General features: G+C 72.7%; 25 protein-coding genes. 11 read left to right on the top strand and 14 right to left on the bottom strand.

Annotated elements, in window-relative coordinates:
• Positions 1 to 116: 116 nt before the first annotated feature.
• From CW362_RS01500 to CW362_RS01485, 4 genes are all read right to left on the bottom strand, one after another.
• Entirely contained in the window at positions 117 to 1,094 is a 978-nt protein-coding gene (locus CW362_RS01500; protein ID WP_103547426.1) for a pectate lyase family protein, read from the bottom strand.
• A 352-nt stretch (positions 1,095 to 1,446) separates the two neighbouring features.
• A complete protein-coding gene (locus tag CW362_RS01495) occupies positions 1,447 to 2,181 on the bottom strand; it encodes a hypothetical protein (protein ID WP_338069043.1) in 735 nt (244 codons plus the stop codon).
• A gap of 46 nt (positions 2,182 to 2,227) precedes the next feature.
• Positions 2,228 to 2,614, bottom strand: a complete 387-nt coding sequence (locus CW362_RS01490; RefSeq protein WP_103547425.1) for a PPOX class F420-dependent oxidoreductase — start codon at positions 2,612 to 2,614, stop codon at positions 2,228 to 2,230.
• Between the two features lie 46 nt (positions 2,615 to 2,660).
• A complete protein-coding gene (locus tag CW362_RS01485; protein ID WP_103547424.1) occupies positions 2,661 to 3,296 on the bottom strand; it encodes an HAD family acid phosphatase in 636 nt (211 codons plus the stop codon).
• A 291-nt stretch (positions 3,297 to 3,587) separates the two neighbouring features.
• On the opposite strand from CW362_RS01485, the gene CW362_RS01480 reads away from it, so the two are divergent.
• Both CW362_RS01480 and CW362_RS01475 read left to right on the top strand, forming a co-directional pair.
• Positions 3,588 to 4,940 carry an NAD(P)/FAD-dependent oxidoreductase gene (locus CW362_RS01480; RefSeq protein ID WP_103547423.1) on the top strand — a complete coding sequence of 451 codons (1,353 nt, stop codon included), beginning with the start codon at positions 3,588 to 3,590 and terminating at the stop codon, positions 4,938 to 4,940.
• A 108-nt stretch (positions 4,941 to 5,048) separates the two neighbouring features.
• Entirely contained in the window at positions 5,049 to 5,654 is a 606-nt protein-coding gene (locus tag CW362_RS01475) for a hypothetical protein (RefSeq protein ID WP_162683933.1), read from the top strand.
• Positions 5,655 to 5,888: 234 nt separating this feature from the next.
• Here CW362_RS01475 and CW362_RS01470 read toward each other — a convergent pair whose 3' ends face one another.
• Positions 5,889 to 6,803, bottom strand: a complete 915-nt coding sequence (locus CW362_RS01470; RefSeq protein WP_103547421.1) for a DUF2867 domain-containing protein — start codon at positions 6,801 to 6,803, stop codon at positions 5,889 to 5,891.
• Between the two features lie 53 nt (positions 6,804 to 6,856).
• Between CW362_RS01470 and CW362_RS01465 the strand changes: the two genes are divergently transcribed.
• Together CW362_RS01465 and CW362_RS01460 are read left to right on the top strand one after the other, a co-directional pair.
• Positions 6,857 to 7,441, top strand: coding sequence for a TetR/AcrR family transcriptional regulator (locus CW362_RS01465; RefSeq protein WP_103547420.1), 585 nt, complete (start codon positions 6,857 to 6,859; stop codon positions 7,439 to 7,441).
• A gap of 269 nt (positions 7,442 to 7,710) precedes the next feature.
• Complete coding sequence (locus CW362_RS01460) at positions 7,711 to 9,108, top strand: S1 family peptidase (RefSeq protein ID WP_103547419.1); 1,398 nt, start codon at positions 7,711 to 7,713, stop codon at positions 9,106 to 9,108.
• A 219-nt stretch (positions 9,109 to 9,327) separates the two neighbouring features.
• On the opposite strand, the gene CW362_RS01455 is transcribed toward CW362_RS01460, so the two are convergent.
• Together CW362_RS01455 and CW362_RS01450 are read right to left on the bottom strand one after the other, a co-directional pair.
• Positions 9,328 to 9,519, bottom strand: coding sequence for a hypothetical protein (locus CW362_RS01455; protein WP_103547418.1), 192 nt, complete (start codon positions 9,517 to 9,519; stop codon positions 9,328 to 9,330).
• Positions 9,520 to 9,594: 75 nt separating this feature from the next.
• Positions 9,595 to 10,290, bottom strand: coding sequence for a L,D-transpeptidase family protein (locus tag CW362_RS01450; protein WP_103547417.1), 696 nt, complete (start codon positions 10,288 to 10,290; stop codon positions 9,595 to 9,597).
• Positions 10,291 to 10,540: 250 nt separating this feature from the next.
• Here CW362_RS01450 and CW362_RS01445 point away from each other — a divergent pair, with 250 nt between their 5' ends.
• Entirely contained in the window at positions 10,541 to 11,941 is a 1,401-nt protein-coding gene (locus CW362_RS01445; RefSeq protein WP_103547416.1) for a pyridoxal phosphate-dependent decarboxylase family protein, read from the top strand.
• Between the two features lie 57 nt (positions 11,942 to 11,998).
• Here the strand turns inward: CW362_RS01445 and CW362_RS01440 are convergent, their stop codons facing one another.
• The 5 genes from CW362_RS01440 to CW362_RS01420 all read right to left on the bottom strand — a co-directional run bounded on the left by CW362_RS01440 (position 11,999) and on the right by CW362_RS01420 (position 16,128).
• Positions 11,999 to 12,352 (bottom strand): VOC family protein, encoded by a 354-nt coding sequence (locus tag CW362_RS01440; protein WP_103547415.1) that lies wholly within the window; start codon positions 12,350 to 12,352, stop codon positions 11,999 to 12,001.
• A 57-nt stretch (positions 12,353 to 12,409) separates the two neighbouring features.
• Positions 12,410 to 13,222 carry an SDR family NAD(P)-dependent oxidoreductase gene (locus CW362_RS01435; RefSeq protein ID WP_103547414.1) on the bottom strand — a complete coding sequence of 271 codons (813 nt, stop codon included), beginning with the start codon at positions 13,220 to 13,222 and terminating at the stop codon, positions 12,410 to 12,412.
• Positions 13,223 to 13,309: 87 nt separating this feature from the next.
• Positions 13,310 to 14,236, bottom strand: a complete 927-nt coding sequence (locus tag CW362_RS01430) for an SDR family oxidoreductase (protein WP_103547413.1) — start codon at positions 14,234 to 14,236, stop codon at positions 13,310 to 13,312.
• A gap of 177 nt (positions 14,237 to 14,413) precedes the next feature.
• Positions 14,414 to 15,043, bottom strand: a complete 630-nt coding sequence (locus tag CW362_RS01425) for an MBL fold metallo-hydrolase (RefSeq protein ID WP_103547412.1) — start codon at positions 15,041 to 15,043, stop codon at positions 14,414 to 14,416.
• The gene (locus tag CW362_RS01420) at positions 15,043 to 16,128 is read right to left on the bottom strand and encodes an S-(hydroxymethyl)mycothiol dehydrogenase (RefSeq protein ID WP_103547411.1); all 1,086 of its coding nucleotides are present in this window, start codon (positions 16,126 to 16,128) and stop codon (positions 15,043 to 15,045) included. Before CW362_RS01420 ends, CW362_RS01425 begins: the two co-directional genes overlap by 1 nt.
• Before the next feature lie 375 nt (positions 16,129 to 16,503).
• On the opposite strand from CW362_RS01420, the gene CW362_RS01415 reads away from it, so the two are divergent.
• Positions 16,504 to 17,910 (top strand): MBL fold metallo-hydrolase, encoded by a 1,407-nt coding sequence (locus tag CW362_RS01415; protein WP_103547410.1) that lies wholly within the window; start codon positions 16,504 to 16,506, stop codon positions 17,908 to 17,910.
• Positions 17,907 to 18,653, top strand: coding sequence for a sulfite exporter TauE/SafE family protein (locus tag CW362_RS01410; RefSeq protein ID WP_103547409.1), 747 nt, complete (start codon positions 17,907 to 17,909; stop codon positions 18,651 to 18,653). The genes CW362_RS01415 and CW362_RS01410 overlap by 4 nt, the downstream gene beginning before the upstream one ends.
• A gap of 3 nt (positions 18,654 to 18,656) precedes the next feature.
• Here the strand turns inward: CW362_RS01410 and CW362_RS01405 are convergent, their stop codons facing one another.
• Entirely contained in the window at positions 18,657 to 18,944 is a 288-nt protein-coding gene (locus tag CW362_RS01405; RefSeq protein WP_103547574.1) for a metal-sensitive transcriptional regulator, read from the bottom strand.
• Between the two features lie 82 nt (positions 18,945 to 19,026).
• Here CW362_RS01405 and CW362_RS01400 point away from each other — a divergent pair, with 82 nt between their 5' ends.
• From CW362_RS01400 to CW362_RS01385, 4 genes are all read left to right on the top strand, one after another.
• Positions 19,027 to 19,599 carry a rhodanese-like domain-containing protein gene (locus tag CW362_RS01400; protein ID WP_103547408.1) on the top strand — a complete coding sequence of 191 codons (573 nt, stop codon included), beginning with the start codon at positions 19,027 to 19,029 and terminating at the stop codon, positions 19,597 to 19,599.
• An 88-nt stretch (positions 19,600 to 19,687) separates the two neighbouring features.
• A complete protein-coding gene (locus tag CW362_RS01395) occupies positions 19,688 to 21,442 on the top strand; it encodes an ABC transporter ATP-binding protein (RefSeq protein ID WP_103547407.1) in 1,755 nt (584 codons plus the stop codon).
• Positions 21,443 to 21,642: 200 nt separating this feature from the next.
• Entirely contained in the window at positions 21,643 to 22,602 is a 960-nt protein-coding gene (locus tag CW362_RS01390) for a helix-turn-helix transcriptional regulator (RefSeq protein WP_103547406.1), read from the top strand.
• 148 nt (positions 22,603 to 22,750) lie between these two features.
• Positions 22,751 to 23,116, top strand: a complete 366-nt coding sequence (locus CW362_RS01385; RefSeq protein ID WP_103547405.1) for a nuclear transport factor 2 family protein — start codon at positions 22,751 to 22,753, stop codon at positions 23,114 to 23,116.
• Positions 23,117 to 23,252: 136 nt separating this feature from the next.
• Here the strand turns inward: CW362_RS01385 and CW362_RS45225 are convergent, their stop codons facing one another.
• Positions 23,253 to 24,272: a polyprenyl synthetase family protein gene (locus tag CW362_RS45225; protein ID WP_276313630.1), complete on the bottom strand. Its 1,020-nt coding sequence runs from the start codon at positions 24,270 to 24,272 to the stop codon at positions 23,253 to 23,255.
• Between the last annotated feature and the right edge of the window lie 114 nt (positions 24,273 to 24,386).

Raw genomic sequence — 24,386 nt, 5'->3', positions numbered from 1 at the left:
GTCCCGATGCCTTCTTCCCGTGGGGTGGGGTGGGGTGGGGGGTCGCCGGTCCTCCGGCGAAGTGACAGTTCTCCCGGTGGGCCGGTCGGGCGGGCGTGCCCGAAGGCCCGGGGCCGTCAGAGCTTTCCGGCGCCCGCTCCGGACGTCACCGAGGCGACGACGGTCGAGGCCGGTTCGGCGGTGTAGCCGTAGGACGGCTTCGTGAACGTGCCGACCTGCGAGATCTCGGTCGTGGCCCCGCCGAGGTCGTTGCCGGTGAGGTTGGCGTAGCCGTCCACGTCGCTGTCGCGGTTCGTGGTGACGGCGACCGCCGTGCTCCGGAAGACGTTGTTCTCGACGAGCATCTGGGCACCCATGCGGGAGTGCACCGCGGTGTCGGCGCCGACGACGTAGTTGTCGTAGAAGTGCCCGGTACCGAAACGCAGGCTGGGGATGCGGGAGTTGACGTTGTCGAACCAGTTGTGGTGGTACGTCACCCGCAGATGCCCGGTGTCCTCACCGGCGTTGTTGTCGCTGTGGCCGACGAGCGAACCCTTGTAGTGGTCCTTGAAGGTGTTCCAGGAGACGGTGACGTAGTCGGAGGCGTGGGTGATGTCGAGCAGACCGTCGTAGTAGTCCTTGCCGTGGTCGCGGTCGGAGGAGAAGGAGTTGTGGTCGATCCACACCTTCGTCGAGGCCTGCACGGTGATGCCGTCGGCGGGCGCGACCGGCTTGCTGATGTTCAGGTTGCGGACGACGACGTTGGTGACCTTCTTCAGGCGCAGTCCGCCACCGGTGAACCCGGACGCCGAACCGACGCCCAGGACCGTGGTGTTGGAGCCGATGTCGACCTGACCACTGAGCGGGATCAGGCCGCTGACCTTCACCACCTTGGCCGTGTCACCGGTGACGGCGGTCTTGAAGGCGGCGAGTGTCGTGACGGTGACGGCGGTCGCGCCGCCGCCTCCGGTGGTCCCCGCGCCGAAGCCGACCGGCGCGGTCTCGGCGGCCCCGGCCGACTGCGGCAGTACGAGTGCCGTGGTGACCGCCAAGATTGCGGCGCCGGCCGTCAGCAGGGCGAGACGGGAGCGCTTGCGTGGGGGGCGAGCAGACATGCGGATGTGTCCCTTCAGAGTTGACCATGGGCATGTACGCAGACGCCGTACCTGTATCTGAACATCGCAAGGTACGTGACACGACACCTGCGGACCGAGCATGAGCTGGATATGGCGACTTGCCCAGGTGATGCGGCTCAGAGAGCTGATGTCTCGTATACGAGATGTCGCACGCGGGTCACGCTGCTGAACGGGAACGTAAACGGTAAGCGCTTTCTAGTCAACGCTTGCCGCAGCACGCATCCGGCCAACTCCCACCCCTGGCCCGAACGCGCTCCCTCGCCCCGCCCATGCCCCTCGCCCCGCCCGCCCCTCGGCGCACGACGGGACGGACCCGGCCGCGGCCCGCCGTTCAGGCCGTGGCGTCCCAGCGGTCGCAGTACTCGACGTGCAGCTCGCGCGCGTCGCCGAGCGTGCCGTCGCAGGAGTGGAACTCCGTGCAGAAGTGCGGGTGTTCCGGGCCGGCGGGGGCGTGCCCCGGACCGTGCCGGGCGACGTCGAGGAAGTGCCGCGCGGTCTCCCGGAACACCTTCGCGCTGCCGGTCATGAACAGGGTCTCGGCGTGCACGTGCTGGTGGAACAGATCGCGGTTCTCCCGGTGGTGCCTGGCCTCGTGGTCGATCACGAGGCCGTCCCCCTCCGCCGGACCGGACAGCGTCACGGTCTCCGGACGCCCCGGACCGAGCCGTCCGCGGACTTCCTTCCAGCGCGAGGGCGCGAACTGGAGCGAATGGTGCAGCAGCACGAGATCGAGCGGGCGCGTGCCGCTCTCCGGCGGCTCACCGGACGGTGACCGGTTGCCCCGCATCGGCAGGTGGACCAGCGAACGGGGCGAGGCGGCGGCGAGCGTCCACAGGCCGCCGATCCGCCGCGCGGCGTCCTCGTCGAGACGGATGTCGAGGTACCGGTCGCGGTCGAGCAGAACCGCGCGGACCAGTGGCCGGGCGGGACGGACGACCCTGAACTCCGTCGCGCCGAGACGCGCCCGGTGGATGCCCGCCGACGTCGCGCGCCCGCCGACGGGAGGGTGCTGCGGGCACCCTCCCGGGACACGGCGCGCGGCGCGGAGGACGGCACACCGACGCACGGTGAGGCGGCTCGCGGCGAGGCCCGCCGACGGTGGTGACGCCGCGTCACGAGGAAAGGGTGATGCGGATGCCGACCGTGCCGGTCTCGCCGCGGCGCAGACGGCTGCCGAACAGGGTGAGACGGCCCATCACCCCGTACTTACGGGCGATGAGCTTGCGGTAGTGGGCGGTCCGGGCCGCGTCGACGATCTCGGCCGTGGCGGGGACCGGCTCCCCCGTCGGCCTGCCGCGCACGTCGCACGGACCCACGAGGACGTCGGCACGGTTGCGGATGCGCTTCACCTTCCAGCTGTCCGCCACGGTCCAGGCGCCCAGCGCCGCACCGTCCCGCACCACCCACACGGGCGTCGCGACCCCCGTACCGTTCTTGCGATAGCTGGTGATCAGCAGGTACTTGCCCGATCCCAGCGCGTCCAGCGAGCCCTCGTCCATGGCCGAAGTGTAAGCGGGCCGGTCCCCGGCGCCCGGGGCGTCCGGGTCAGGAGAGCTTGCCGTCGTAGTCCGGCAGCTTGAACGTGCGCTCCGCGTGGCCGCCGACCAGGTCGGTGGTGTTGTTGCCGACGTTGGCGATGATCGTGTACCCGAGGGACTCGATCTCCGCGCGCTTGCCGGTCTTGTAGGCGCTGACCTCGTCGAAGAGGTCCGGCAGGTCACGCACGTAGAGGCCGTCGACCGGGTAGCCGACGCTCTTCAGGTTCCACTTCGTCTCGCTCGCGATGATGCCCGGACGGGCGGTCACGAAGAAGACGGCGACGCCTCGGGAGCGCGCGTAGCGGGCGAGGGCCAGCGAGGCCTTGACCGCCGGGGTGGGCAGCTCGTACCAGGGGTGGAAGTCGGTCTCCAGCGTGGTGTTGTCGATGTCGAAGACGACCGCGAGCTTCTGTCCGCCGGCGTTCGCGGTGCGCTGCCCGACGTACGGCACCGCCTGGTCGATGACGGCCTGGACGTCGCTCTGCCAGGTGGCGTAGTCGACGCCGGCCGTCGCGGAGGCGCTCGCGACCGCCTGGGCCGGGGCCGCGGCGGCGGACCCGGCCGCGGTGACCGTCCCCCCGATCCCGAGTGCCACGATCGCCGACACCGCGACCGTCCGCCGCGCCACACCGTGTCTCGTCATTCCTGTCCCCTTTTCACATCTGTCGGTCGGATCGCATGAGTTGGTCGAGCCCACACATCACGACGGCGACGGTGTCCGGGACCGTCGCCACGGCAGAGATGATCCTGGCAGCGCGTGTACGGAGGGGGAAGAGGCAGTTACTGATCGGTAGAGATCGACTTTCACATGCTTCGGGGTGCGCGCGGCACACGTGTTTCCCCTCCATCGGGGTACGCGCGGTGCAGTGGCACGTGTCCGCGACCCGTGTGAGCCTGGGCTCGCGGCTGGCACCAGTGGAGAGAGGCTGCTCTGATGCAAGGACCGAACATCGTCGTCGTCGGCGCCGGTTTCGCCGGGGTCGAGGCCGCCAGAAGCCTGGAACGGACGCTCACCCCCGGCGAGGCCAGGGTGACCCTGATCAGCCCCACCGACTACCAGCTCTATCTGCCGCTGCTGCCCCATGTCGCCGCCGGTGTCGTCACACCGCAGTCCGTGGCACCCTCGCTGCGCCGGATGCTGCGCCGCACCGCGCTGGTGCCGGGCGGGGTGATCGGTGTCGATCCGGGGGCCAAGGTGTGCGTCGTCCGGAAGATCACCGGGGACCTCGTCGACATGCGCTACGACTACCTGGTGCTCACTCCGGGAAGCGTGACCCGCGTCTTCGACATCCCCGGTCTGGCAGAGGAGGCGCGCGGTATGAAGACGCTCGCCCAGGCCGCGTACCTGCGCGACCACGTGATCGCCCAACTCGACCTGGCGGCGGCCACGTCGGACCACGACGAGCAGGCCGCGCGACTCCAGTTCGTGGTGGTCGGCGGCGGATACGCGGGCACCGAGACGGCGGCCTGTCTGCAACGCCTGACCACCGCCGCGGCACGGCGCTACCACCCCCGTATCGACCCCGGTCTCATCAAGTGGCATCTGATCGACGTCGCCCCGAAGCTGCTGCCCGAGCTGGGGGAGAAACTGGGCGAGAGCGCGCTGCGCATGCTCGGCGACCGCGGAGTGCAGATCTCCCTGGGCACCTCCGTCGCCTCCGCCACCAAGGAGGAGATCACCCTCACCGACGGACGGGTGCTGCCGTCACGGACGCTGGTGTGGACCGCGGGTGTCGCGGCGAGTCCGCTGGTCGACTCGCTGGGCACGGAGACCGTGCGCGGGCGGCTCGTCACCGAGCCCGACTTCAGGGTCCCGGGGCTCGACGGGGTGTTCGCGCTGGGCGACGCGGCGGCGGTGCCCGACCTGGCCAAGGGCGACGGCTCCCCTTGCCCGCCGACCGCCCAGCACGCGGCCCGGCAGGGCCGGCACGCGGCCAAGGTCCTGGCGGCGAAGCTGCGCGGACAGCCCACCCTGCCGTACCGGCACAAGGACCTCGGTCTGGTGGTCGACCTCGGCGGCCACGACGCCGTGTCCAAACCGCTCGGCATCGACCTGAAGGGCGCGCCCGCGCAGTTGGTGGCCCGCGGATACCACCTGTACGCCCTGCGCACGGGCGCCGCCCGCTTCCGTACGGGGGCCAACTGGCTCCTCAACGCCGTCGCGGGAGACGACTTCGTCCGCACCGGCTTCCTCGCGGACCGCAAGGGGACCCTGCGGGACTTCGAGCGTACGGATGTGTATCTGACGCGGGACGAGGTGACCGCCCGGACCCGCGCCATGGCCTGAGCCCGTCGCTTCGAGCGGTCGGCCGGACGGGCAGACGGACGGCGGCGGGCTCCGCCGCCGTCCGCGCACGGGCGAACGCCGTCGTCCGCCTGCCCTACTGTGATCGTCATGCCCGAGAATCCGTGGTTCGAGATGGACGGCCCCGACGACGAGTTCGGCTTCGGCGCGGCCGAACTCGCCTTCGCGAAAGCCCTCCGCGAGCAGGCCGAGTCCTGGGACGTCCCCTACGCCCCCAGCTGGGTCGGCCGGCCCGAGGACGATTCGTCGCTCCTGGCCTGCGTGAGCCTGGGGGACGAGGACAACAGGGTGTCGCTGATCGACGTCGGTGTGCATCTGGTCGGCTCCACCGTCCGCGGCGACCGCCTCCACAATCAGCTCTACTTCCTCCCGGACCGGCCGACCGGCCTGGCGATGGAGGCGGTCGGGTCACCGCAGGAGCTCGCCGAACACACCGCCGCGTGGTTCGAGACCCTCTTGCGGAAACCGGTCGTGCGCCATGAGTGGGAGCACGGCGGCCGGGTCTACGCGAGCCGCTACCTGTTCGCGGACACCGGGGAAGGGCTGGTCCAGAGCTACGACCGGACGCTGGCCCCGCCGGGGCAGGCGCAGGCCCTGACCGATGCCGGCCACGTGTACGGCCGGGGCTGGATCCAGACCAGCGGGCTCGGCCGACCCGACCGCGTCGTCGGCGTCAGAGGCGCGGCCACGGCCTGAGCACCCGGGCCGCAGAACTGTTCGCCACCGTGCCGGCCCGGTACGGCACGGCGCGTCCGGAGCCCGCCCGTCATGGCGAGATCGTCCCTCGGCCCGCGGCGAACGCGCAGGTCCGGCGGACGAGGTGTCGCGACGGCCGATCAGTGGTCGCCGCCGGTCGGGGCCGCGCTGACGTGCGTCGCCGCCGGTCGGGGCGGCGCTTGCGCGCGGAGTGCCGGGTGCCGGGTGCGGTCTTCAGGAGTCCTGGGCGGCGGCCCGCGCGTTCCGTTCCCCGGCGGGACGGACCGCGAACGCGACGCGGCGGTGGGCCCGGCGGAGCGAGCGGCGGGCCAGGTACGGGTGGACGCGGCTCGCCACCGCGAAGTAGAGCCGACCGTAGGGGCTGTGCAGCCGTACGGCGGTGGCCAGCGTCACGGAGTCGTCGTCGACCAGGACCGAGGCGCGGAAGTCCAGGTGGGACGCGTCCTCGCCGAGCATCAGCTCGTCGCCCTCGGCACCCCGCTCGGTGAAGGGCAGGAGGTGCCGCCAGGCCCGTGGATCGCGGGGCATGCCCGGGGCGAGCGGTATGCGCCAGGCGTCGGTGAAGTCGGGCCGCTCGAAGGCGGCGTGGAGCAGCCGGGCGTCCGCCGGGACCGGCACCCCGGTCGGCCGGACCCACAGGAGCCGGTTGACCAGCAGGGCACGCCGCGGCCGACGGGCCGGCGGGTGCGGCAGGGAGCCGAGGACGGCACGCTCGGCGTTGTCGAAGATCTCCTCGACCATCGTGTCGTGCACCGGCTCGATCGCCAGCTTGAAGAAGGCGAACCTGCCCGCGCTCAGGGTCACTTCGAGGACGTGGGAGATCCGGCAGCGGCCGGGGCCGAGGGGTTCGACGTCGAACCGGTGCCAGCCGGCGCCGAGGCCGTCGCCGGTCGTGTCGAAGCGGACGGACCGTCCGGGCTCGTAGGCGGTGACCCGGTAGCGGATCCTGCCGTGGCCCCCGTCGGCGCCCACGGCGAGGGGACGGTCGAGAACCATCCCGGGCCAGACCGGGGTGGGGAACAGGGCGTCGTCCGGTGTGGCGAGCCGGTCGACCAGTGCGCCGACGGTCTCGGCCGGGGCCTGGACGATCCGCTCGTGAACGTTGCGTAGCGTGCGCGTGCCGCGCATACCGCACCTCCGTACGGGAGCGTATGTTCGACCATACGGTAGCGTATGGAAACATGCACGAGCAGTCGGCCCGCCCGAAGCGGCCAGCCCGCAAGCGCCTCACCGCCGACGACTGGGCGGACGCGGCCCTGGCCGCGCTCGCCGAGCGCGGTCTCGCCGGGATCTCCGTGGAACCGCTCGCGGTCCGCCTGGGCACCACCAAGGGCAGCTTCTACTGGCACTTCGCCAACCGGGACGCGCTCGTCGCGGCGGCCCTCGCCCGCTGGGAGGAGCTGTCCACCGAACGGATCATCCAGGCCATGGAGGCCACCGAGCCCGACCCCGCGGCCCGGCTCGGCGCGCTCCTGCGCGGCGCGACCGCCTCGGCCACCGAGGACCCCCTGGAGGTACGGCTGTTCGCCGCCGCCGACCACCCCGGGGTCGCGGCGGCGCTCGCCCGCGTCACCGAGCGCCGGATCGGCTACCTCGCCCACCTCTTCGAACTGCTCGGCTTCCCGCCGCCCGAGGCCCGGCGGCGCGGCGTCCTCGCCTACACCAGTTACGTGGGCCACGCCCAACTGGCCCACGCCGTCCCGGGTTCGGTACGGGCCGACCCCGCGTACGTGGCGGCCGTGATGGCCGCGCTGCTCACACCCTGAGCGGCTCAGACCCTGAGCGGCTCCGGCCCCTGCCCGGCGGAATCAGGACGCGCCGCTCCTTCGCCGGCGTCGGAGCCGCGGCCGGGAGGCGGCATCGGCACACGTATGCGCTGATCGTCCCGGCCGCTCCCGGCACGAACCGGCCACCTTCGCGAGAGCCGTGACCGGCGGTGAACGCGCGGGCCGGAGCACACGTATGAGGGGAGGGCCCCCGACCGGGGCCTTCCGCGGCGGACACGCCGCTCCGTACGGCTTCGGGAGCCCATGCAATGAGGCACGCACGACGACGGATCGTCCGACGAGGGGCGCGTCTCGCGGCCGTCGGCGGGCTGCTCTGCGGAGGGTTCATGGTGACGCGCGCCATGGCGAGCGAACCGTCCGACGCGTCGCGCGCCACGGCGAGTTCGGCCCAGGCCGCGGCGGACACGGGCGCCGGACTGGTGTCCCGACTGGGTGCCTCACGGACGGCCGGCAACTGGATAGCCGCCGACGGACGTCCCGTCGTCGCGGTCACCGACGCGGACGCGGCGGACGCGGTGAAGCGGGCGGGTGCCCGCCCGAAGGTCGTCACACACAGCATGCAGGACCTCAAATCAGCCACCCAGGAGCTGAGTTCGGCGCCCCGGGTGCCGGGTACGGCGTGGGCGGTGGACTACCGGAACAACGAGGTGGTGGTGCAGGCCGACAGCACGGTCTCGGCCACCGACTGGAAGCGCATGACGAAGCTGGCCGACGGCATCGGCGACTCGGTCCGGATGCAGCGGACCCAGGGCACGTTCACCACGCGGGTGAACGGCGCACAGGCGATCTTCTCGACCGGCGGACGCTGCTCGGCCGGGTTCAACGTGACCAACGCACAGGGCGCGTTCATCCTCACGGCCGGACACTGCGGCCCCGCCGGATCGGTCTGGTTCTCCGACAACACGGGCCGGCAGCAGGTGGGCCGCACCATCACCACGGCGTTCCCCGGCAGCGACTTCTCGCTCATCCAGTACGACAGCGCGCAGCAGGCCGGGGCCGGGACCAACGTCGTCTCCATCGGCGGCGGCAACGGCGTACGGATCACCGGCGTCGCCGATCCGACCGTGGGCCAGCGGGTGTTCCGCAGCGGCAGCACCAGCGGTCTCCACGACGGCCAGGTGACCGCGCTCAACGCGACGGTCAACTACCCGGAGGGAACGGTCACCGGGCTGGTCGAGACCACGGTGTGCGCCGAACCGGGCGACAGCGGCGGCCCGTTGTTCTCCGAGGGCATCGCGCTGGGGGTGACCTCGGGCGGCAACGGCGACTGCAAGAGCGGCGGTACGACGTTCTTCCAGCCCGTCACGAAGGCGCTGACGGCGCTGGGGGTGACGCTCGCGGGTCAGCCCGCGCAGGGTTCCGCCGGCGGTGCGGCCCAGTCGTCCCAGGCCCCCTCGGCGGCGGCTTCGGCGATGGCCTCGCAGGGAGGCGCGCCGGGGTCGGCGGCTCCGGGCGCGGTGGAGGCGGTGGGGGGTGAGAGCGGGGCGGCCCAGACGTTCGTCTCCGCGCTCACCGACCCGGGCAATGTCGGCCCTGGTCTGCTCATCATGGGAGGAAGCGTCATCGCGTTCGTGGCGACCCGGTTCATCCGTACCGAGCAGGACCGCAACGCCTACCGGCGGCAGTACTCACAGAGTTGGGGCTGAGCGCTCCGCGAGGCCGGTACCGGGCTCACGGAGCGCGGCCGAGCGGTTCGAAGCCGGGTCCCCGCTCCATGGAGCGGGGACCCGGCCGTTCGTGGTCATGGATGGCGGTTCGGAGTCGGGTCCGGGTGAACGGAGCCGGCTCCGGGGCGCCGGAGATCCGGTGCCGAGGTCCGAGGCGGGGGCTCCCCTGGATCGGGGAGCCCTGCCGGACGCGGAAGGTCAGGCGGCCCGGGTCGTTGAGGACGACGGGGCGACCTTCGCCCACTCGAGGACGAGGCGCTGGTACTCGCGCCGCTCGTCCATGTTCAGCGACCCACCTGCCCGGAACCAGAGAGCCCGGATCTCCTCGTTGACTTCGGCAGCGGATCGCTGAGTGTCGTTGTCAAGAGTGGTGCTCATGTCGTGAAGCATACGGCCCTTGACGTGAAGATGATGTGAGCAAAGCCCCACCGAGCGACATAACGGACCGTGAAGCTCGTCACTCGATCACGTGCCGGGCTTGCGTCCGTACACGTAGACGTCGTCGCCGTTCTTGAGCAGCGACCAGTACTTCTTGGCCGTGGCCGGGGTCATGTTGACGCAGCCGTGCGAGCCGGGCGGGTTCCACATGCTGAGGCCCACCGAGTGGAAGGCCTGACCACCGTCGAAGAACTGGCTGTACGGCATGGCGACGTTGTAGATCGTCGAGACGTGGTCGATGTCACGCCAGTAGATCTTCTTCAGGCCGGTACGGGTCTCGTAGCCGTTCCTGCCCGTGCGGACCGGGACGGGCCCGTAGACCAGCCGGCTGCCGTCCTGGATCCAGCTGAGCTGGAGCGTGAGGTTGACGCAGGCGATGCGGCCCTTGTTCACCGGGCACTTGCCGTCCCGGTTGGGGTTGCTCCCCACCGCCTTCTGCTTGTTCATGAGGTCCATCACGCCCCAGGTGACGGGCCCCGCGTACCCGATGTTCGGGGTGATGCCGTGCTTGGTCTGGAAGGCCTGGATCGCCTTGCAGTCGGCGGCGGACTGCCGGCCGTCGACGGGCCGCCCGAGGAACTTCTCCACCTGCTTCTGGTTCGGGCCGGTGGCCGTCGTGCAGCTCGCGGCCTGCGCGGGCGTCGAGCCCAGTGCGAGGGTGAGCGGTGCCACCAGGCCGGTGAGTCCGAGCGCTACAGCTCCTCGCCTTCGAATGTCCCCCATGACGGGCCTTCCTGTCGTGTCCATCGTTTCCTCTGCCTGCGTAGACAGCCCTTGAGGGTATTGCGTTGTACGCCCGGGCAGACAGGGACGAAACAGTGACATTCCTCGCCGCGACGGGTCCGGTGCCCGCAGGCACGCCATCGCCTCGCACCCGCCGGGCGCGGTGGGCTCGGTGGGGGCGGCTCCGTACCAGTCCGGTTTCCCCGAAGTGGACCGCTCGTCCGACGGGCGTTCCTTCTAGGCTGCCGTCATGGACCCCGTTCTCTCCGCCGACCTCGACCGTCTTCCCGAACTCCTCCAGGCCGCCCGGGACTTCGCCGTCCAGGAGGTGAGCGGCCTCGACAGCCGTCCCGTGGCCCGGCTCGGCAAGACACCCGCCCCCGATCCGCTTCCGGACGGGGGTGCCGGCGCCGAGGGCGCCCTGGCCCGGTTCGCCGACCGCTGGGCCCCCGGGTTCTCCGGCTCCGCGGGCCCGCGCTACCTCGGATTCGTCACCGGGGGCGCGACACCCGCTTCACTCACCGGGGACTGGCTGACCAGCGCCTACGACCAGAACGTCTCGGGCGCCGCCGGTTCCTTCGCGAGCGCGCTGGAGCACGAGACGCTGGGCTGGCTGCGTGAGCTGTTCGGGCTGGGCGAGGAGCACCACGGGGCGTTCGTGAGCGGCGCGACGGTCTCGAACACGGTCGGGCTCGCCGTCGCGCGGGAGTGGCTCGGCGAGCGCCGGGGCGTGTCGGTGACGGACGACGGCGTGGGCGCGCTGGGCCCGGTGGACGTGCTGTCGGGCAGCCCCCACTCCAGCGTGACCAAGGCTCTGTCCGTGCTCGGTCTCGGGCGCGGCAGTCTGCGCAGGGTGCCGGTGCTGCCCGGCAATCGCGAGGCCGTGGACGTCGAGCGCCTCGACGCCGCGCTCGGGGCGCTGGACGGGCGTCCGGCCGTCGTCGTGGCGAACGCCGGGACCGTGAACACCGTCGACTTCGACGATCTGCGGGCCGTCGCCGCGCTCAGGGAGCGCCATGACTTCTGGCTGCACGTCGACGCGGCCTTCGGCGGGTTCGCCGCGCTGTCACCCGAGTACTCCTCGCTGGTGGCCGGTCTGGACGAGGCCGACTCCGTCTGTGTCGACCTGCACAAGTGGCTCAACGTCCCCTACGACGCGGCCGTCCAGTTCACCCGCCGCCAGGACCTCCAGGTCCGCGTCTTCCACAACGCCTCGCCCTATCTCGGACTTCCCGGCGGCGACCCCGACTTCCTGCACCTGACGCCGGAGAACTCGCGTCGGCTGCGCGCGCTCCCGGCCTGGTTCTCGCTGGCGGCCTACGGGCGCGAGGGGCACCGCGAGATCGTCGAGCGGAACGTCGCGCTCGCCCGGCGGCTGGGCGAGCGGATCGCCCGCGCTCCCGGGCTGCGGCTGCTCGCGCCGGTGCGGCTGAACGTCGTGTGCTTCACCCTCGCCGACGACCCCACGGAGCGGCGGGTCCAGGCGCTGGCCGACGCCGTCGCCGCCTCGGGCGAGGCCTTCGTGACCCCGACGTGCTACGACGGCACGCACGGGCTGCGCGCCGCGTTCAGCAACTGGCGTACGTCCGAGGCGGACACGGACCGGGTGTTCGCGGCCGTCGAGCGGCACTGCGCGGAGCCGCGCCTGTGACGGTCCGCGCCGGAGGACGGGACGGACCCGCGCGGCCGGCCCCGGCCCGTCCTCGTGTCAGGCGGGCTGCCAGAGCTCGATCCGGTTGCCCTCCGGGTCGGTGACCCAGCCGAACCGGCCGACCCCGTCCATGTCCTGGGTCTCCTCCGCCACGTCCGCTCCCCGGGCGCGCAGTTGCGCGAGCATGGCGTCCAGGTCGCGGACCCGGAAGTCGAGCATGGTCTGCTGGGCGGGAGACCCGAAGTAGCCGGTCCCGGACTCGAAGGCCGCGAACACCGTCGGCCCGGCCTCCGGGCGCCACAGGCCGTTCTCGTCGGTGTCCAGGCCCAGGCAGTCGCGGTACCAGGCGCTCAGGGCCGCCGGGTCTTCGGCGCGCAGGAAGTATCCGCCGATTCCAAGCACACGTTCCATGCGGCCATCCTGTCAGGAAGGGCTCCGGACCGGCCGGCACCACACCTGTCGCCCGCCTCAGCTCCCGTCCGCGTCCCCGCCCTCTCCCCCGACGGCCTCGCGGAACCGCTTGTTGACGCCCAGCAGGCCACCGTCGACGCACAGGGTCGTGCCGGTGATCCAGGCGGCGTCGCCGGAGGCGAGGAAGGCGACGGCGGCCGCGATGTCCTCCGGCTCGCCGACCCGGCCGAGCGGATACAGCAGCCGGGCCGCGGAGGCGAGGTCGTCCTCGCGGCCCTCCCAGGCCGTGGTGCGGATCGTGCCCGGAGCCACCAGGTTGACCCGCACACCCCGGGCGGCGGCGTGGCCGGCGAGGGTGCGGGTGAGCGACATCAGCCCCGCCTTGGCCGCGCTGTAGGCGTGGTTGCCGAAGTCCTGGATGCCGTTGACGGAGCCGATGGTGACGATGGCCCCGCGGCCGGAGGCGACCAGGTGCGGGAGCGCGGCGCGGGCGCAGCGGTAGGCGCCGGTCAGGGTGACGTCCAGGTCGGCGGCCCAGTCCTCGTCGCTCCCGTCCTCGAAGAGCGGTGCGTCGGGGGTGCACCGGTAGGCGTTGTTGACCAGGACGTCGAGCGAGCCGAAGGCGTCCACGGCGTACGCCACGGCGGCCTCGACCTGGGCCCGTTGCCCCACGTCGCAGCCGAACGCCTCGGCCCGCGAGCCGAGTTCGCGCAGTGCGGCGGCGGTCTTCTCGGCCTCGGCCAGGTCCACGTCCGTGACGAGGACCCGGGCGCCTTCCGCGGCCAGGCGGCGGGCGGTCGCCGCCCCGATGCCGCGGGCCGCGCCCGTGATCAGAACCCCGTGTCCCTCGAAGCGCCTCATCGCAGTCATGGCAGGGAAGTTACCTCCATGATCGCCGCGGCGACAGACGCCCGCGCCCGTCTCCGCCGCCCCGGACGCGCCCCGGACGCGCCCCGGTCAGCGGTACCCCGTCACGTCCGCCGGTCTCCCCTTGTCCTGCACCTCGACCATGTAGCGCCAGGCGTCCGGGCGGCTGCCGTCGCGGTCCGTGAAGCCGTACACCTGGGCGAGCTGCCCGCTGGAGAGGGACTGCCCGTTCCAGCGGGCGCGTTCGGGATCGGCGGCCAGCGCGGCGACCGCGCGTCCCACGTAGTACGGCGTCTCGGAGATGGCGAAGTGCGGCTCGCCCTCCTCGGCGTCGTGCCAGTTCTCCTCGGTCACGCCGAAGGCTTCGAGCATGATCTCCGAGCGCATCCATCCGGGGGTGAGCGCCACGGCGGTGGCGCCGCGCGGGCCCAGTTCGTGGCCGAGGGCGAACGCCATGCGCAGCACGGACGACTTGGCGATGTCGTAGAAGAAGGAGACCCGGTAGGTGGCGCGGTTGTACTCCGCGGTGCCGTCGGTCATCTCGACGACCAGACCGCCGGGCCGGCGCAGCAGCAGGGGCAGCGCGTGGTGGCTGGTGATCGCGTGGGTCTCGACGGCGAGCCGGAGCATCCTGCGTCCGTTGTCGAGGTCGTGCTCCCACAGGGGGGTGTCCCATTCGAAGAGCTTCTCGGCGCCCCAGATGTCGTTGACCAGGATGTCGAGACGGCCCTGTTCGTCCGCGATCCGGGCGACGAGCGACTCCACCTCGGCCGGGACGAGGTGGTCGGTGGGGACCGCGATGCCCCGTCCGCCCGCCGCGGTGACCAGATCGGCGGTGTCCTCGATGGTCTCCGGGCGGTCGTACTCCGAGCGCCGTTCCCGGGTGCTGCGGCCGGTCACGTAGACGGTGGCGCCGGCCGCGCCGAGTTCCACGGCGATCCCGCGGCCCGCGCCGCGGGTCGCGCCCGCCACCAGCGCGACCCTGTCCCGCAGCGTGCCTTCCGACGGTCCCGACATGTCCGACCTCCGTGCGCGTGGCGTCCACGGGCGCTCCCCCGTGTTCTCCTACGAGCGTCTCCTGGAAGCCGGACATCTTCTGTCAGGTATCCGTGTGGCGTCCCCTCCGTGTCGCCGCCCGGCGGACGACCGCCGGGCGGGGCGCCGGATCCGCGCCGCCGCGAGGGCGGCGGAGCGTCAGTGGCCGCGCGCGATCCACGCCTCCAGGTGCGGCGCCTCCGCTCCGATCGTGGTCGTCTCGCCGTGTCCGGTACGGACGACCGTGTCGGCGGGCAGGGTGAGCAGCCGCTCGCGGATGGACTCGATGATCGTCGGGAAGTGGGAGTAGGACCGGCCGGTCGCCCCCGGGCCGCCCTGGAAAAGGGTGTCGCCGGAGAAGAGGGTGCGCAGGCCCGGGTCGTAGAGGCAGACCGCGCCGGGGGCGTGGCCCGGGGTGTGCAGCACGGTCAGATCGGTGCCCGCGGCCTCGATCACCTGGCCGTCCTGGAGCCAGGCGTCGGGCATGCGGTCCGGGTGGGTGAGCTTCCACAGCGGCAGGTCGTCGGGGTGGAGCCAGATGGTGGCTCCGGTGCGCTCCGCCAGGGCGGGAGCGGCGTCGATGTGGTCGTTGTGGGCGTGGGTGCACACGATGCCGCGCAGGCGGCGGTCGCCGACCGCCTTCGCGATGGCGTCGGCGTCGTGCGCGGCGTCGATCACGACGGCCTCGTGGTCGTCGCCCACGATCCACACGTTGTTGTCGACCTCCCAGGTGCCGCCGTCGAGCTCGAACGTGCCCGAGGTGACGAGGTGTTCGATGCGCGCGGCCATCAGAACTCCACCACCGACCGCAGCACGTCGCCGTGGTGCATCCGCTCGAAGGCCGCCTCGATGTCGTCCAGGGTGATCGTCTCGCTCACGAACGCGCCCAGGTCCAGGCGTCCTTGGAGGTGCAGGTCGATCAGCATCGGGAAGTCGCGGGAGGGCAGACAGTCGCCGTACCAGGACGACTTGAGGGCGCCGCCGCGGCCGAAGACGTCGATCAGCGGGAGTTCGAGCTTCATGTCGGGGGTGGGCACCCCGACCAGGACGACGGTGCCGGCGAGGTCGCGGGCGTAGAAGGCCTGCTGATAGGTCTCGGGGCGGCCGACGGCCTCGATGACGACGTCGGCGCCGAAGCCGCCGGTGAGGTCGCGGATCGCCTCGACGGGGTCCGTGGTCCGGGAGTTGACCGTGTGCGTGGCGCCGAGCTTCTCGGCGGTCGTGAGCTTGCGGTCGTCGATGTCCACGGCGATGATCTTCGCCGCGCCCGCGAGCCGGGAGCCCGCGATGGCCGCGTCGCCGACGCCGCCGCAGCCGATCACGGCGACGGTGTCGCCCCGTCCGACGTTGCCCGTGTTGATGGCGGCCCCGATGCCGGCCATCACTCCGCAGCCGAGCAGTCCGGCGACGGCCGGGGAGACCGACGGATCGACCTTGGTGCACTGTCCGGCCGCGACCAGCGTCTTCTCGGCGAAGGCGCCGATCCCGAGGGCCGGGGACAGTTCGGTGCCGTCCTTCAGCGTCATCTTCTGCTTCGCGTTGTGGGTGTCGAAGCAGTACCAGGGGCGCCCGCGCAGACAGGCGCGGCACTGCCCGCACACCGCACGCCAGTTGAGGATCACGAAGTCGCCCGGGGCCACGTCCGTGACTCCGGCGCCGACCGACTCCACGACTCCGGCCGCCTCGTGGCCGAGCAGGAACGGGAAGTCGTCGTTGATGCCGCCCTGCTTGTAGTGCAGGTCCGTGTGGCAGACCCCGCAGGCCTGGATCTTCACCACGGCCTCGCCGGGCCCCGGATCGGGCACGACGATGGTCTCGACGCGCACCGGCTCGTTCTTGCCCGGTGCGATCACGCCCCGTACTTCCTGCGCCATGTGAATGAGCCCTTCCCTAGATGGACCTTCCACCGACCGACCCTACGGGGTGACCCGCCGGTAGAAGGCCAGGTGGGCCGCGGCGGCTCCGGACGCGGTACGGCGGACGACGCCGCCCCCGCCCGGGACCGGCGCCCCGTGATCCGCTCCACCGGCCCGTCGGCGGCACCCCCGGGCGCCCGCCGCCCCGCACGGCCGACGCCCCTCACCCGTTCACCGCCCCGGCACGGACAGCGCTCCCGGACACCCGCCGCCGCATCGGCAACGCCTCCCAGATACCCCCGGGGGTACCTCTGCTACGGTGGATATACCCCCGGGGGTAATTTTCACCGAGCCGCGAAGCCATCGGGCTTCCCGCAGGAGAGGAGTGCAGCCGTGTTCTTCGTCGACACCATCGAGGTGGCGGGCCTGGGCAACCGGAGCTATCTGGCCGGAGGCCCGCGCACCGCCGTCGCCGTCGATCCGCCCAGGGACGCCGAGCGGGTGATCACGGCCGCGGCCCGGCGGGGCGTGCGGATCGCGTACGTCGTCGAGACGCACCTGCACAACGACTACGTGAGCGGCGGCCTGGAGCTGGCCCGGCTCACCGGGGCCGCCTACCTCGTCCCGGCCGGCGCCCGGGTCGCGTTCGAGCGGGTGCCCGTGGCCGACGGGGACACGACGGAGGTGGACGCCGGGCTGACGCTGCGGGCGCTGGCCACGCCCGGCCACACCCCGCACCACACCTCGTACGTCCTCCAGGAGGACGGACGGGCCGTCGCGGCCTTCACCGGCGGCTCCCTGCTCATCGGCACGGTCGGCCGGCCCGATCTCGTCGAGCCGCGACTGACCGACGAGCTGGCCCGCGCCCAGCACGCGTCGGCGCACCGGCTCGCCGCCGAGCTGCCCGACGACACCGCCGTCCTGCCCACCCACGGCTTCGGCAGCTTCTGCTCCGCGGGAGGCGGCGGGGGCGACGCGACCACGATCGGGCGCGAGCGGGCCGGCAACGAGGCCCTGATCAAGGACGTCGACGCGTTCGTCGCGGACCTGCTCGCCGGACTCGACGACGTGCCCGCGTACTACGCCCACATGGGGCCCGCCAACGCCCGGGGCCCGGCCTCCCTCGATCTGACCCCGCCCGCGCTCGCGGACGCCACGGAGATCGCCGCGCGGCTCGCGGCCGGCGAATGGGTCGTGGACCTGCGAAGCCGGCTCGCGTTCGCCGCGGGACATGTCGCCGGAGCGGTCAACTTCGAGGCGGACGGACAGTTCGCCGTCCATCTGGCCTGGCTGCTGCCCTGGGGCAAGCCGGTCACACTGCTCGCCGAGTCACCGGAACAACTCGCCCGCGCCCAGCGGGAGCTGGCGCAGGTCGGGGTGGACCGTCCCGCCGCCGCCGCGATCGGCTCGCCGGCCGACTGGGTGCGCGAGGGGGAACGGCCGCGCGCCTTCCGCCGCGCCTCCTTCGCCGAACTGGCCGAGGTGTACGACCCCTCCGGCCGGACCGTGGTCCTGGACGTCCGGCGCGACTCGGAGCGCGCCGGGGGCCATGTGGCGGGGTCGGCGCACATCCCCGTGCACCAGGTCCGCGACCGGCTCGGGGAGATACCCGCCGGGACCGTCTGGGTGCACTGCGCCGGCGGCGCGCGGGCCGCGATCGCCGCCTCGCTGCTCGACGCGGCGGGCCGGGACGTCGTGGCCGTCGACGACTCCTTCGCCGCCGCGGCCGCCTCCGGTCTCCCGATGGCACGGACCGCTCCCGCCGCGGACCGTGCCGAGGCCGAGGACCCCGCCGCGTGAGTGTCCTGATCCTCGCCCTCGCCGCCGGGGCCGTGACCGGGCTCGCGCTCGGGGCGCTGGGCGGCGGCGGCAGCGTGCTGACCGTACCCGCCCTGATCTACCTGCTCGGATTCACTCCCTCGGCGGCCACCACCGCGAGCCTGGTCATCGTCACCGTCACCTCGGCGACCGCGCTGTCGGCACACGCCCGGCAGGGCACCGTCCGCTGGCGTGCCGGAGCGCTGTTCGCGGCGGCCGGGCTGATCCCGGCGGCGCTGGGCGGGGCGGTCTCCGGACGGCTGCCTCCCGCCCTGCTGACCGGCGCGTTCTCACTGATCGCGGGCCTCGCGGCGTTCCGGATGCTCCGGCCGGCGGCCGACGGGCCCGGGGCGGCGCCCGCGGGGACCGGCCGGATCACCGGAACGGGCGCCGGTCTCGGCGCGGTGACCGGGGTACTGGGCGTGGGCGGCGGCTTTCTCGCCGTACCGGCCCTGGTGAACGTCGTGGGGCTGCGGATGCGGGCCGCCGTCGGCACCAGCCTGCTGGTGATCACGGCGAACTCGCTCGCCGCGCTGCTCGCCCGCGCGGGAACGGCGCAGAGCCTGGACTGGGCGGTGGTGGCGCCGTTCGCCGGGGCGGCCGTCCTCGGCGCCTGGGACGGGAAGCGACTGGCCGCCCGGGTCTCGGGCGGCACGCTCCAGCGGATCTTCGCCTGGGCGCTGCTGGCCGTGGCGGGACTGATGCTCCTGGACGTCGTCCTGTGAGGCTCAGGCCAGCGACAGGAAGAGCTTCTCCAGCCGGGCCCGCATCTGCTCACTGGTCTCACCGTTCTTCGCGCCGTTCTCGACGTCGGTCAGACACTGCTGGAGCCCCGTGGCGATGATCGCGAAACCGGCCCGGTCCAGGGCCCGGGAGGCGGCGGCGAGCTGGGTGACCACCTCCTCGCAGTCGCGCCCCTCCTCGATCATCCGGATCACTCCGGAGATCTGTCCCTGCGCCCGGCGCAGCCGGTTCAGCACCGACTTCAGCTCGTCACCCGCGAGTTCCAGTTCCACGAACACTCCTCGATCCATACCCCTAGGGGTATCTTACTCCGCCCTGCGGGGCACCCCCCGAAGAGCAAGGATGTCACTCCGCATGAACACCTCCGTCTCCCTCGACGTCGACCAGGCCCACGGCCGCCTCGGCGAGCTGACCGTCATCGACGTCCGCACCCCCGGCGAATACGCCTCCGGCCACCTGCCGGGCGCCCTGAACATTCCGCTGGACCGGCTCGACCGCGCGCTGCCCGTGCTCGCCGGCGCCCGCGCCGAACTGCTCCTCGTCTGCCGCTCCGGCGCCCGCTCCGCGAACGGCTGCGCCCTGCTGGCCGGGCACGGGGTGCCGGCGGCCACGCTCACCGGCGGCACCGGCGCCTGGGCGGAGCGCGGGCACGAACTGCACCGCCCGTCCGGCACCACCCGGGCCGGCTGGGCCATGGAACGCCAGGTCCGCCTCACCGCCGGCACCGTCGTCCTCGCCGGCCTCGGCCTCGGACTCCTGCACCCCGCCTGGCAGTTGCTCTCCGCCGGGATCGCGGGCGGTCTGGTCTTCTCCGCCCTCACCGACACCTGCGGCATGGCCGCGCTGCTCTCGAAGCTCCCGCACAACCGGCCCCGCGCGGCGGACCTCGACGCCACCCTCGCGGCACTCGAGGAGCGCGTGTCCTGAGTCCGCGCGCCGTCACCGCGGCCGGGGCCGGTGCGGGCGCGTCGCCGACGTAGCCTGAACGCCCGTCCCAACTCCCGCGAGGAGCGCCGTGAGCCTGACCGAGACCGCGCCCGAGGTGCCCGCGTGGCGCCTGCTGCTCGGGTACGTACGACCGCACCGCCGGGCGCTGTTCGGGGGTGCGCTGCTGGCGCTGGCGACCGGGGCCACCGGTCTGCTGCTGCCGCTGGTGGCGCGCGGGCTCATCGACGACCTGTCGCACGACCGGCCGATCGGACGGGCCCTGCTCGGCATGGCGGCCCTGGTGGTGACCAACGCGGCCGTGGGAGCGCTGGGTTCGTACGTGCTGCGGCGCACCGCGGAGTCGGTGGTGCTGGGCGCGCGGCGCACCCTGTCGTCGTATCTGCTGCGGCTGCGCATACCCGCCGTGGACCGCAGCGAGCCCGGCGACCTGATGGCGCGCATCACCTCCGACACGACCCTGCTGCGCGAGGTCACGACCGATTCCCTGGTCGGCCTCGGCACCGGCGGCCTCACCCTCGTCGCGACGGTGGTGATGATGGGCCTGGTCGACATGGTGCTGCTCGGCGTCACACTGGGCGTCGTGCTGTGCGCGGGCACGGTGCTCGGACTGATCGTGCCGCGCATCAACCGGGCGAGCCGGCGGGCCCAGGACGCCGTCGGGGCGATGGGGGCCTCGCTGGAACGGACGCTCGGCGCGCTGCGCACGGTCAAGGCCTCGGGCGCCGAGCACCGTGAGGAGCGGAACGTCCACGCGGCCGCCGAGGAGTCCTGGCGGCAGAGCGTGCGGGCGGCCAGGTGGTCGGCGGCCGCCGGCAACACGGCCGGCCTGGCGATGCAGGTCGCCTTCATCACGGTCCTGGCGGTGGGCGGCGCCCGGGTCGCGACCGGCGCCGTCCACGTCGGCACCCTGGTCGCCTTCCTGCTGTACGTCTTCTACCTGATGTCCCCGATCCAGCAGGTGGTCGGCGCGGTCACGCAGTACCAGAGCGGTGCCGCCGCGCTCGCCCGTATCCAGGAGGCCCTGCGGCTGCCCGCCGAACCCGCCGCCCCGCCCGCGCCACTGCCCGCGCCGGACGCGGAGCCGGCGTCGCTCGCCTTCGAGGACGTCCGCTTCCGGTACGCCGACGACCTGCCGTACGTCCACCACGGCATGACGTTCGCCGTCCCGGCCCGGGGCCTGACCGCGTTCGTCGGCCCCTCCGGCGCGGGCAAGACCACCGTGTTCTCGCTCATCGAGCGGTTCTACGAGCCCGAGGCGGGCGTCATCAGCGTGGACGGCCTCCCGCTCGACGCGTGGGAGCTGCCCCGCCTCCGGTCCGCCATCGGCTACGTGGAGCAGGACGCGCCGGTGCTGTCGGGCTCCCTGCGCGACAACCTCCTGCTCGGCAATCCGGAGGCCGGCGAGGGCGAGCTGACCCGGGTGCTGGGGACGACCCGCCTCGACGGCCTCGTGGCCCGGCTGCCCAACGGTCTCGACACGCTCGTCGGGCATCGCGGCACCAAACTGTCCGGTGGTGAGCGCCAGCGCGTCGCCATCGCACGGGCCCTGCTGCGCCGCCCCCGGCTGCTGCTCCTCGACGAGGCCACCTCGCAGCTCGACGCCGTCAACGAGGCCGCGCTGCGTGACACGGTCGCCGACGTGGCCCGTACGACCACGGTGCTGGTGGTCGCGCACCGGCTGTCCACCGTCACGTCGGCCGACCGGATCGTCGTGATGGACGCGGGCCGCGTCCGCGCCGTGGGCACCCACCGCGAACTCGTCGAGGCGGACCCGCTCTACGCCGAACTGGCCGCCACCCAGTTCCTCGCGACCGCCGGCTGACCCCGGCACCACGACCGCGCCCCGGTACCGCGACCGCGTCCGGTACCGCGCCCCGGCGAAAAGGACCGCGGCAATTCCTTGGCGACGGCCCGGCTCTCCTCTAGGGTGATGCCTTCTTTCCGCCACGAGGGGCGGCCGCCCGCGGCCGGCCCCGACCGGGCGGCGAGGCACGTCCCACCCTGATACCCAGGCGACTGATCATGGTCAAGAACCGACACCCGGCCGGGCAGGCCGTCCCCGGGATCATCTTCGCGGTACCCGCCGACGCACCCGCCGGCCTGGAAGTGATCTCGCTGGCCGCGCTGCGCGCCCGGGCCCGCGTCCACGGCACCGACCTCGGCGCGCCGCAGCGCCCCGCCTTCCACCAGGTGCTCACGCTCTCCTCCGGCACGCTGCGCCCGACCGTGGACTTCACGGCCCATGACGTCGGGCGGGGCTCCTGGCTGTGGACGCGCCCCGGGCAGGTCCTCCAGTGGGGAGAGCTCACACGGGCCGAAGGCACCCTGATCGCCTTCGAGCGGGACTTCCCGGGCGAGGCCACCGTCCGTGCGGCCCGTCTCGACGATCCGCACGCCCGCGTGCTGCGCGTCCCGAGGGCCGAGGCCGCCACCTCGTTGCGGGTGGCCACGGCACACCTGGAGCACGAGTTCCGGACACCGGGACGGCTGCCGCGGGAGGCGCGCGATGCCGTACTACGTCATCTGCTGGACGTGCTGCTCCTGCGTCTGGCCCATCCGGAGGAGTCCGGCGGCCCGGCCGCAGAGCCGAGCGAAACCTTTCTCCGGTTCCGTGCCGGCGTCGAGCGGGACTTCGCGCGCACCCGCCGGGTGGACGACTACGCCCTCGCCCTCGGCTACTCGGCCCGCACGCTGTCCCGGGCCGCCCTCGAATCGGCGGGGGTCGGCGCCAAGGAGTTCATCGACCGCCGGGTCGTCCTGGAGGCCAAGCGGCTGCTCGCCCACACCGACCTGGCCGCCGCCCGCATCGCCGACCGGCTGGGCTTCTCCAGCGCCACGAACTTCGCCAAGTACTTCCACCAGCGGGCCGGCCAGGCTCCCATCGCGTTCCGCACCACGGTGCGCGAACGGGGCGCGGACCTCCCCTCGGCACGGGGCGGAGGGGACACCACCCCGCGGCACGGGCACCCCGCCGATCCGTGAACGGGCCGCACACGGTCCGGTCCCCGCTCACCCGGGAGGCGCATCGGATTCTTGCGTTTGCCGTGGGCGCCGGGGCGGAGGACGCTCGGTACTGAGGCGCCGCGCGGCCGGCTCGCGGCCGGCCCGCGCCTTCCCGAGGAGGTCACCCATGGGCACAGCGGCAGCCCCCGCCTTCGACACCGAGGCGCTGCGCCGGGGCATTGAAGGACACAGTGCGGCAGATCTGCTGTCGCTCTACGCGGACGACGCGGAACTGCGCATCGTGGACCGCAACACCCAGCCCAGTCACCCGATGATCAAACACGGCCGCGCCGAGATCGCCGAGATGCTCGACGACGTCTACAGCCGGGACATGACACACAAGATGGAGCAGTGCGTCGTCCAGGGCGACCACGTCGCCTACACCGAAAGCTGCGTGTACGCGGACGGGGTGCGGGTGCTGAGCACGTCGATGATGTCGTTGCGCGACGGCAAGATCGTCGAGCAGACACTGGTACAGGCATGGGACGAGTAGGGAGGAACTGACCGAAGGTCCAGGTCAGGTCTCGTCCGACCTGGACCTTCTCGGTGTGCCCGGCGTCCTCGGCCGGTGGCCGCACCGGCGCGGGCCCGGCGGCAGGGGCCCGGCTCCGGGGCCGGCGGGACCGCCGTCAGCGCCGGGCCGGAACCGCCTGGGCGACGGGTTCCGCCGCCCGGAGGAGCATCGGGGAAGCCCGGTCCACCAGGTCGTGCAGGACGGCCGCATGGGCCGCGTCGCCCCCGAGTCCGGACAGGAGGAAGTGGGCCCTGTCCCGGAAGCCGCCGATGCCCTCCTCGTACCGGCGCAGCACCTCCGGTGCGAGCAGGAGGTCGATGAGCGCCGCTCCGGCGTCGGGCGAGCGGCGCGCGGCGGTGTGCAGTTCCAGGAGACGGCCCGCCACATCCGGGCCGGCGCCCTCCAGCGCGCACGCCAGCAGATACGTCACCGTACCGTTCGCGAGGTCTTCGTTGCGGCCGGTCAGGATGTCCTGCTGATCGTTGAACAGCTGCCACAGGACGCCGAAGCCGTTGCCGAACTCCCGCCAGAGCTCGACCCTTTCGTCCGGACAGCCGGCCAGTTGCGCGGCCATGGCGGTGACCATGCTGAACGGCGCGCCGGACTTCCCGAGGTACGCCGCGACCACGGCGTCGCGCGTGGCCGCGCCCACGTCCGCGCGAAGGTCCCTCAACTGCCCCTCGGTCGCGGTGATCCAGCACCTCACGACCTCGGCCGACAGCGCGCCGCGCGCCCTCTCGGGTATCCGCGGCGACTGGACGACGAGCAGGGGGAGCGGAATTCCGCTGATGACCGTGGCGAGCAGCGCCTCGCTCTCACCGAGCCCCCCGGCGGTGAGGGCGGTCTGACCGTCGGCGAGGTCGTCCAGGTGGCACGCGGAGGTCCACCACAGTTCGTGGACGACGGCCAGGGGAACCGCCGGTCCGGGCGCTCCCGTCTCCACGGCGTGGACGATCATCGGCAGCACGGACAGCGGGTAGGCGAACGTCCTGTGCTCCAGGAGTGCGGCGACCGACGCCCGGACGGAGGCCGCCGACGGCCCCAGCAGGTCGAGCGCGGAATTCCGCTCCGCCTCGATGTCCGCGGCCATCTCCCGATGCAGATCCACGTACGACTTCACTCGCACCCAGTCCACCCCCACCACCGAATTGTCTCGAGCACCGATTCGATCATTGGCCATGATGACGAACCAGAGCAACTTTGCGCCATGGCTCGTTCCTTGGGGACGCCTTCCCTCCGGTGAAGCGGG

This window comes from Streptomyces populi (assembly GCF_002911015.1).
Classification (GTDB): domain Bacteria; phylum Actinomycetota; class Actinomycetes; order Streptomycetales; family Streptomycetaceae; genus Streptomyces; species Streptomyces populi.
The sequence above is the reverse complement of the archived record's forward strand: the minus strand, read 5'-3'. Positions and strand labels throughout refer to the sequence as shown.